Annotated in this window: 7 protein-coding genes and 2 riboswitches; of the genes, 6 read left to right on the top strand and 1 reads right to left on the bottom strand. The window is 61.1% G+C overall.

Annotation, left to right across the window (positions count from 1 at the left end):
• Positions 1–253 precede the first annotated feature (253 nt).
• A complete protein-coding gene (locus tag HMCN_RS0116225) occupies positions 254–433 on the top strand; it encodes a hypothetical protein (protein ID WP_025918367.1) in 180 nt (59 codons plus the stop codon).
• 37 nt (positions 434–470) lie between these two features.
• Here HMCN_RS0116225 and HMCN_RS0116220 read toward each other — a convergent pair whose 3' ends face one another.
• Positions 471–1,499 (bottom strand): LacI family DNA-binding transcriptional regulator, encoded by a 1,029-nt coding sequence (locus tag HMCN_RS0116220; RefSeq protein WP_025918366.1) that lies wholly within the window; start codon positions 1,497–1,499, stop codon positions 471–473.
• A 622-nt stretch (positions 1,500–2,121) separates the two neighbouring features.
• Between HMCN_RS0116220 and HMCN_RS0116215 the strand changes: the two genes are divergently transcribed.
• From HMCN_RS0116215 to gcvP, 5 genes are all read left to right on the top strand, one after another.
• Positions 2,122–2,886, top strand: a complete 765-nt coding sequence (locus HMCN_RS0116215; protein ID WP_025918365.1) for a hypothetical protein — start codon at positions 2,122–2,124, stop codon at positions 2,884–2,886.
• 134 nt (positions 2,887–3,020) lie between these two features.
• A complete protein-coding gene (locus tag HMCN_RS0116210) occupies positions 3,021–3,641 on the top strand; it encodes a YitT family protein (protein WP_025918364.1) in 621 nt (206 codons plus the stop codon).
• 58 nt (positions 3,642–3,699) lie between these two features.
• Positions 3,700–3,786, top strand: a riboswitch (glycine riboswitch).
• Positions 3,787–3,796: 10 nt separating this feature from the next.
• Positions 3,797–3,903, top strand: a riboswitch (glycine riboswitch).
• A gap of 65 nt (positions 3,904–3,968) precedes the next feature.
• Positions 3,969–5,084: a glycine cleavage system aminomethyltransferase GcvT gene (gene gcvT / locus HMCN_RS0116205; protein ID WP_025918363.1), complete on the top strand. Its 1,116-nt coding sequence runs from the start codon at positions 3,969–3,971 to the stop codon at positions 5,082–5,084.
• A 72-nt stretch (positions 5,085–5,156) separates the two neighbouring features.
• Complete coding sequence (gene gcvH, locus HMCN_RS0116200; RefSeq protein ID WP_081801552.1) at positions 5,157–5,537, top strand: glycine cleavage system protein GcvH; 381 nt, start codon at positions 5,157–5,159, stop codon at positions 5,535–5,537.
• 91 nt (positions 5,538–5,628) lie between these two features.
• The gene (gcvP, locus tag HMCN_RS0116195; RefSeq protein WP_025918361.1) at positions 5,629–8,532 is read left to right on the top strand and encodes an aminomethyl-transferring glycine dehydrogenase; all 2,904 of its coding nucleotides are present in this window, start codon (positions 5,629–5,631) and stop codon (positions 8,530–8,532) included.
• The last annotated feature ends 163 nt before the right edge of the window (positions 8,533–8,695 follow it).

Here is an 8,695-nt window from a genome sequence, read left to right as displayed (position 1 = left end):
TTGTCTTGCCCACGCCTCGCGACGGGAGCCGAACTATATCAAACGTTGCCAAACCTTGGCAAGCGCTTTTCCAAAAACGCTTGCATGCCTTCCTTTTGGTCGGATGGCGCACTAAATTACACACATAGACATACATAGCGTTTTTTTGCTGCCATTTGGCGCCATGCCAGTTATGGCGTACCCTGTATACACGGCGGCGAAATCTGCAATATCTGCCGCTCCTCTAATTTCAACACAGACCCGGGACTCTCCATTGGCCAAGCCTAATTATCAATTCGAAAAGCGTCAAAAGGACCTTGCAAAGAAACGCAAGAAGGAAGAAAAGCTGCAGCGCAAATCAATGCCGAAGACGGACGCCGCGCCGGAGGATGCTTCCGGCGAAGGCGAGGCGCAGCCAAACGTCGATGCCAATCCGGCACCCGACCAGCCATAGTCGGTCCAGCCGATCTTGCGCCGCCTCTGTGACGCGTTCAGATTGCGTATTTACAGAGTAGCTGTATCGGCATCGGATTGATATCAGCGAGCTGCTTTCCCGCGTGAATCTGTAGCAACGAATCCACGACCGCGCTCAGCACGGTCGGCATATGCTGCGCAAGCAGGTAATCGATTACCTCTTCCTTGAGCAAATTGCTGCTGACGGGGTTAAGTTCATGCGCAACATACAGCAGGTTGCTGCGGCCGCAATCCTGTACCGCCTTGGCCAGACTGCGATTGTCACCACTCAGATCATATAGCGCATTGATGTCGGGCCGGCCCGACAGCGCCTCGCACAGGGCCTGATACGTCGCATCGGCATCGTCCTCGCCTTTGATGATCTCAAGAAGATTGATCTGCGGGTGACGCTGACGCAATAAGGTGCGGCAACCGATTTCCCTGTCCTCATGGCTGCGGCACGACGCGTTGCTCATCACCAGCGCCACAGTGGCGCTGGGCAAGTGCTTTAGGTGATTGCCCAGCAGGAAGGCGGCGGTCTGCCCGGCGGCGCGGTTATCGATTCCGACATGGCAATGGCGCGCATCGGGGTCGACATCGATAGCGAAACTTACCACCGGAATCTGGCGCCGCTTGAGCGCGCGCAAGCGCTTGCCGATCTCCTCGCTGTTCCGGGCCGAAATTGCCACGCCATCGCATTTTTCGCCGATGGTTGCCAGGTAATCGCTCAATTTATCTTCGTCATTGGCGGCAAACCGCATCAGGCCGAGCTTGCAGCCGCGTGCGCGGAAAAGTTCCGCGGAGCCGGCCAGCGCTGCCTCCAGCTCGTCGGCAAAGGCAGCGCCACCCTGTATGCACAGCTGAAAATACTTGCTTGCCACTGGCGCGGATGGGATAGCCGCGCTGGCGCTGGCGGCATTTTTTTCCAATTCGACCACGACCCGGGCGACCAGGTCGCGGGTGCGCGGGTGAACGCCGGGGCGGTTGTTGATCACGCGATCAACGGTGGCGCGGCTCAGCCCGGACGCTTCCACGATCTCATTGAGAGTTGCACGTCGCTGCATCATTTTGATCCTTTTTTACGCTGCCGATGCATTTCAGCTCATCAGAATTATATTGGACCGCTAGTCTACCGATTCCAGGGCTGCCTGCAAAGTATTCGGTCATAAAAGGCAACCTGCGCCGTGAACAGGCAGATCCGGGCGTGAACCAGCATGAAGCCGGCAATTCAATGAAATTGACACAACAAAATAATTCAATAAAGATGCTTTTACATCAAAATATGATTCAAAAAGACATTCTCACATCCCCATATTTATTTTTAATAAAGTAATTTTGATTGAATAAAAATTCATTCTTGACTTTCGCCATTTCTTAAAATAGCAATTTCAGGCAAATAAATTCATGTAATTTTACAAAAATATAGGGAAAAAACTCATTTTTCCTCATATTGACATCGCCGCCCAATTTTTACGCAAGGCGGACCTGGATTCGGCGCAGCAACGCGTTACAATCGTGCGCAGAATCTGGCAGCGCGGCTGCAGCGTTGCCACCTTCAGCTTTTGGCATGACCTTCCGGCATGAAAATATACTGCGCCTTGTATTTTTATTTACCGCCTGAATACGTGCGGTAAATACATATTTATTCCTCATACTCCATCCATTTGTTCAATATTGAAACCGTTTAGCATGCAACCGATCGCTCCCGGCACTGTCGTTTTTCACCGCTTTCGCGGCTACGGGGTTCTTACCGCCGTCAACCTGCTGTCAGGCTGGGTGTCGGTGCGCTTCGGCCAGGAAGCGCGCACGCTGGATCTATGCCTGTCGTCGGACCAGTTGCAGCACGCGGATGGCGAGCCGATCCTGTTTCGCCGCGATCCGCCCGAACGGATGCCGCATGCGCGCCTGATGGCGATGGTGCGCGCGTTGCATGACGCCGGTTATCAGCGGCTCTATCTGTATTCGTGGCCGAAACCGTCCGGTTTGCACTGGCACTGGCATCTGTTTGCCGGCCCGCGCAATTGGAGCGCCCGGCCGCTGCGTGCCGGCTGGTTCGGCTCCGGGGCCGATTACATCTTCAATCCGGTGCTGGGCTGGGGCGATGCGCCGGGCGCATCGACTGCGGAATTGATTCAGGCTCTGGCGCAATTCGATCCGGAAGGGTTGTCGCATGCACGCGGCCACGATGCCGATCACAGCGCATGGTTTGCCGCTACCTGCGACGCCTTGCTGCCCGATTACGCATACAGCTTCGGCTGGGAAGCGCCGAATGCCGTTGCCGCATCCGCCGCGCTGGCGGGGGCGGCGTTGCAGGTGATGCCGGTGCGCCAGGGCTTGCCGGCCTACGGCGGTGCGGCCTTGCCGCTGGCGCCGGGGCTGCAGCACCTGGACCGCTCGCGCAACATTTTTCCCTCCCTCAAAAGCGGCGCCGAATGCCTGTTGCGCGGCGCCTGAAGTCCCTGCAGCCATGCTGGATTTTCAGCCCATCCGCAGGTATCACAATCCGCGATTTTGTGCGTTAATGACGGATTTTTCCTGCCGGAACCACCACGAATGGATTCCGGCGCCATTCTGATCGCGCCCTCGCCATGACTTCCGCTGCTGCTCCCGTCCTCCCGCCCACCCACAGCCTGTTCGAAGACATCCTGGCGCTGCTGATCGGCGCCATCTTTGTATCGCTCGGCATCGCCATGTTCAATCAGGCCGGATTGCTCACCGGCGGCACTGCCGGACTGGCGTTTCTGATCCATTACCTCACCAAGATTCCGTTCGGCGCGGTATTTTTCACCATCAACCTGCCGTTCTATTTTCTGGCAGTGCGGCGCATGGGCTGGCGCTTCACCGTCAAGACGTTCTGTGCGGTGGCATTGGTGTCGGCCTTTTCCGGCCTGCATCCGCAATTCGTGCATGTCAGCGCGCTGGCGCCGTTTTATGTCGCCGTCATCGGCGGCTTCCTGATGGGAACCGGCTTCATCGTGCTGTTTCGCCATCAGGCCAGTTTGGGCGGCGTCAACATCCTTTCGCTGTATCTGCAGGACAAATACGGCATTCGCGCCGGCAAATTGCAAATGACGGTCGATGTCATGATCGTGCTGGCGTCGCTGCTGGTGGTCAATCTGACCGCCTTGCTGGCGTCGATACTGGGTGCGGTGGCGCTGAACCTGGTCATCATGCTGAACCACCGACCGGGCCGTTACATGGCGGTATGAGCCGGCCGGCGGACGCGGCCTAAAATTTGACAGCGGCGGCCGCAGCGCATATATTCCAGACTCTTGATCAGGAGAGGGCAGCCATGCGCTGCCGCCGAAGGGGCACTACCCAAAAACTCTCAGGCAAAAGGACTGGTCGAGGTGGAAGGTTCGTCCTTCCAAACTCTGGAGAGCGGCAGCTGCAAATGACAGACGGCCCACCGAAGGGGCGCGCGGAATCCGATTCCGTAATCTCTCAGGTACCAAGGACAGGGGGGTCGCGATACTATGCGCGGGATGGGCAACTACGCCTGCTCCGCTGATCCTTTCTATTGGTACGAGGTTTCCATGACGCTTCAAGCGACTCCACTTAACGCCGCCCACCGCGCCGCCGGCGCCCGCATGGTCGATTTCGGCGGCTGGGACATGCCGGTCAACTACGGCTCCCAAATCGAGGAGCACCACGCGGTGCGCAACGATTGCGGCATGTTCGACGTGTCGCACATGTGCGTGGTCGACCTGCAGGGCGCCAATGCGCGCGCTTTTCTGCGCGCCCTGGTGGCCAACAATGTCGATAAATTACAAATACCCGGCAAGGCGCTGTATTCCTGCATGCTCAATGCGGACGGCTTTGTGATCGACGACCTGATCATTTATTTCTTCAGCGAAAACTGGTTCCGGCTGGTGGTCAATGCCGGTACCGCGGAAAAAGACATCGCCTGGATTGCGGCCCAAAACGACAAAACCGGCAGCGGCCTCGTCATCACCCAGCGCCGCAGCGGCCCCGGCGCACTGGCGCTGATCGCGGTCCAAGGGCCGAACGCGCGCGCCAAGGTGTGGCAAGTGCTGCCGCAAACCCGCGCCGCCAGCGAAGCGCTGCAACCGTTCAATGCGGTAGTGGTGGCCGGCACGCCGTTCGGCGAAGTGATGCTGGCGCGCACCGGCTACACCGGCGAAGACGGCTTCGAACTGGCGTTTCCGGCCGCACAGGCCGAAGCGCTGTGGAATGCATTGCTAGCAGCCGGCGTCAAGCCGGCCGGTCTGGGCGCGCGCGACACGCTGCGGCTGGAAGCCGGCATGAACCTGTACGGCCAGGACATGGATGAAACCGTCAACCCGCTCGACGCCGGTCTGGCCTGGACCATCGACCTGGTCAGCGAGCGCGATTTCACCGGCAAGGCCGCGCTGCTGGCCAAAGGCCAGCAGGCGCAATTTCTCGGCCTGATCCTGCGCGAAAAAGGCGGCGTGCTACGCGCGCACCAGAAAGTCGCAACCGCGCACGGGCAGGGCGAAATCACCAGCGGCACCTTCAGCCCGACCATGCAGCAGGCGATCGCCCTGGCGCGTTTGCCGCTGGGCGTGGCGGTGGGCGATACCGTGCAAGTGGAAATCCGCGACAAGCAGCTGGCGGCGACCGTAGTCAAGCTGCCGTTCGTGCGCCACGGCAAGGTTCTGGTTTCCTGATTTTCATGCTGTTCCAGCAGCGCAGGCTTTAAGTGCCTGCACTGCCCAACCCATTTATCCCCGGAGTCAATTATGAACATTCCTGCAGAACTCAAATATACCGAATCCCACGAATGGGTGCGCACCGAAGCCGATGGCACAGTGAGCGTCGGCATCACCGAATACGCGCAGGATGCGCTGGGCGACATCGTGTTCGTCGAATTGCCGAAAATCGGCCAGGCACTGGCCGCCGGCAAGGATTGCGCAGTGGTCGAATCGGTCAAGGCGGCCAGCGATATTTATGCGCCGGTCGGCGGCGAAGTGGTGGCAGTCAACGAATCGCTGGCCGACGCGCCCGAGCAGATCAACGCCAATGCCTATGAAGCCTGGCTGTTCAAGCTGAAACCTGTCGATATTAGCGATCTGGGCGGCCTGCTCGACGCGGCCGCCTACGGCAAGAATATCGCCGCCTGATTTCTGCCGCTTTCCTTCTTCCAACTCGGGACAGAAACAGCGCAATCCTGCGCTGTTTCTGTCCGCGCCACGAACTCCATAACTCCAGATCATGACCCGCTCCAGCCTGCCCCAACTTGAAGCCCGCGATGCCTTCATCGCCCGCCACATCGGCCCGTCCGAATCCGAACAACAAGCGATGCTGGCCGTGCTCGGCTACCCGAGCCGCAGCGCGCTGATCGACGCCATCGTGCCGGCCGGCATCCGCCGCAAGGATGCGCTGCCGCTGGGCCCGTTTTCCGAAGCGATGACGGAACAGGCGGCGCTGGCCAAACTCAAGAATCTGGCCGGCAAGAACCGCGTCTTCAAGTCGATGATCGGTCAGGGCTACTACAACACCTTCACGCCCGGCGTGATCCTGCGCAACCTGTTCGAGAACCCGGCCTGGTACACCGCTTACACGCCATATCAGCCGGAAATCTCGCAGGGTCGGCTGGAAGCGATCCTGAACTTCCAGCAAATGATCACCGACATGACCGGAATGGAGATCGCCAACGCCTCGATGCTGGACGAAGGCACCGCCGCCGCCGAAGCGATGACGCTGGTCCAGCGCGTCGGCAAGTCGGACTCGAACGTGTTTTACGTGGCCGACGACGTGCTGCCGCAAACCCGCGAAGTCATCGAAACCCGCGCCAGACCGCTCGGCATCGAAGTGCGCACCTGCAGCAGCGCGGGCGAGGACAACGCAGCGCTGCAGCACGACTGTTTCGGCGTGCTGCTGCAATATCCGGGTGTGAATGGCGAAGTGCGCGATTACCGCGCCACCGCCGAGGCAATGCACGCCAAGGGCGCGCTGGTGATCGCAGCAGCCGACCTGCTGGCGCTGGCGCTGCTGACGCCGCCGGGCGAGTGGGGCGCCGATGTGGTGGTCGGCAACAGCCAGCGCTTCGGGGTGCCGCTCGGTTTCGGCGGCCCGCACGCCGGTTACCTGGCCACCCGCGACGCCTTCAAGCGCAGCATGTCGGGCCGCCTGGTCGGCGTCACCATCGATGCCCAGGGCAACAAAGCGTACCGGCTGGCGCTGCAAACCCGCGAACAGCATATCCGGCGCGAGAAGGCCACCTCCAACATCTGCACCGCACAGGTGCTGCTGGCGGTGATGGCGTCGATGTATGCGGTGTACCACGGCCCGGCCGGCATCCGCCGCATTGCGCAGCGCGTGCACCGGTATACCGGCGTGCTGGCGGCCGGCTTGCGCCGGCTCGGCTACGGCATCGCCAACCAGGCCTTTTTCGACACGCTGACGGTGCAAGTCAAGCTGGCCGACAAGCTGCACGCGGCGGCCCAGGCACAGGGCATCAACCTGCGCCGGATCGACGACCACCATGTCGGCATCTCGCTCGATGAAACCAGCGGCCGCGACGACGTGCAATTGCTGTGGAACATTTTTGCAGCGGAAGCGCAGGGCCAAACCCCTGCGCTCGATTTCGACGCGATCGAAGCCACGGTTGGCGACGGGTTCCCGGCGCAACTGGCGCGCAGCAGCGATTACCTGACCCATCCGGTGTTCAACCGCTACCACGCCGAACACGAAATGCTGCGCTACCTGCGCAGCCTGGCCGACAAGGACCTGGCGCTCGACCGCACCATGATCCCGCTCGGCTCCTGCACCATGAAGCTCAATGCCACCAGCGAAATGCTGCCGGTCAGCTGGCCCGAGTTCGCCAACATCCACCCATACGCGCCGACCGGCCAGACCATCGGCTACCGCGAAATGATCGACCAGCTGGAAGACATGCTGTGCGCGGCCACTGGCTACGCGGCGGTGTCGCTGCAGCCGAACGCCGGCTCGCAGGGCGAATACGCCGGCCTCTTGGTGATCCAGGCCTACCACGCGTCGCGCGGCGACGCGCATCGCAACGTCTGCCTGATTCCATCCTCGGCGCACGGCACCAATCCGGCCTCGGCTTCGATGGCCGGGATGCAGGTGGTGGTGGTGGCCTGCGACGAGCGCGGCAACATCGACCTGGCCGACCTGCAAGCCAAGGCCGAGCTGCACGGCAAGAACCTGGCGGCGGCGATGGTGACCTATCCGTCGACCCACGGCGTGTTCGAGGAAGGCGTGCAGCAACTGTGCGAAATCGTCCATGCGCACGGCGGCCAGGTCTACATCGACGGCGCCAACATGAATGCGCTGGTCGGGGTGGCGGCGCCGGGCCAGTTCGGCGGCGACGTCAGCCATCTGAACCTGCACAAGACGTTCTGCATCCCGCACGGCGGCGGCGGCCCCGGCGTCGGTCCGGTTGCGGTCGGCGCCCATCTGGCCAAGTTCCTGCCGAATCTGCGCAGCGCCGGCTACCAGCGCGACGCCGCCGGCATCAGCGCGGTCAGCGCCGCGCCGTTCGGCTCGGCCAGCATCCTGCCGATTTCGTGGATGTACATCGCGATGATGGGCGCGGCCGGCCTGACCGCCGCCACCGAGGTCGCGATCCTGGCCGCCAACTACATCGCCCGCCGCCTGGCACCGCACTATCCGGTGCTGTATTCGGGCCATGACGGGCTGGTCGCGCACGAATGCATCCTCGACCTGCGCCCGCTGACCGCCGCCACCGGCATCAGCAACGAAGACGTCGCCAAGCGCCTGATGGATTTCGGCTTCCACGCACCGACCATGAGCTTCCCGGTGCCGGGCACGCTGATGATCGAGCCGACCGAAAGCGAATCGCAGGCCGAGATCGACCGCTTCATCGACGCGATGATCGCGATCCGGCACGAAATCGCGAAAGTTGAAAGCGGCGAGTTCGACCGCACCGACAATCCGCTGAAGCACGCGCCGCATACCGCGCAGGTGGTCACCGCCGACGCCTGGGAACATGCGTACAGCCGCGCAGTGGCCGCGTATCCGGTGGCATCGCTGCGCCAGCAGAAATACTGGCCGGCAGTCGGGCGCGCCGACAACGTCTACGGCGACCGCAACCTGTTCTGCGGCTGCGTGCCGATCGGCGAGTACGAGTAAGGATGGAAATGTAGGATGCACGGTGCGCATCCTACGAATAAATGCTGGGGTATGTGCAATAACAATGCCATTACCGCAATAAAACACTGCGGTATCCATGCATACAGCAGCATGTATATATGGAATCGAAAAACCGCCGCACAACGCAAAAACGCCCGCAAGC

The sequence above is a fragment of the Herminiimonas sp. CN genome, assembly GCF_000622895.1.
Taxonomy (GTDB): domain Bacteria; phylum Pseudomonadota; class Gammaproteobacteria; order Burkholderiales; family Burkholderiaceae_D; genus AVCC01.
Note: the sequence above shows the minus strand (reverse complement) of the source record. Positions and strands in the feature narration are given on the sequence as shown.

What these genes read in the sequence shown, in the direction of transcription:
- HMCN_RS0116220 (WP_025918366.1), bottom strand. Translation starts at nt 1,499, where the DNA reads ATGATGCAGCGACGTGCAACTCTCAATGAGATCGTGGAAGCGTCCGGG.
- HMCN_RS0116215 (WP_025918365.1), top strand. Translation starts at nt 2,122, where the DNA reads ATGCAACCGATCGCTCCCGGCACTGTCGTTTTTCACCGCTTTCGCGGC.
- HMCN_RS0116210 (WP_025918364.1), top strand. Translation starts at nt 3,021, where the DNA reads ATGACTTCCGCTGCTGCTCCCGTCCTCCCGCCCACCCACAGCCTGTTC.
- gcvT (WP_025918363.1), top strand. Translation starts at nt 3,969, where the DNA reads ATGACGCTTCAAGCGACTCCACTTAACGCCGCCCACCGCGCCGCCGGC.
- gcvH (WP_081801552.1), top strand. Translation starts at nt 5,157, where the DNA reads ATGAACATTCCTGCAGAACTCAAATATACCGAATCCCACGAATGGGTG.
- gcvP (WP_025918361.1), top strand. Translation starts at nt 5,629, where the DNA reads ATGACCCGCTCCAGCCTGCCCCAACTTGAAGCCCGCGATGCCTTCATC.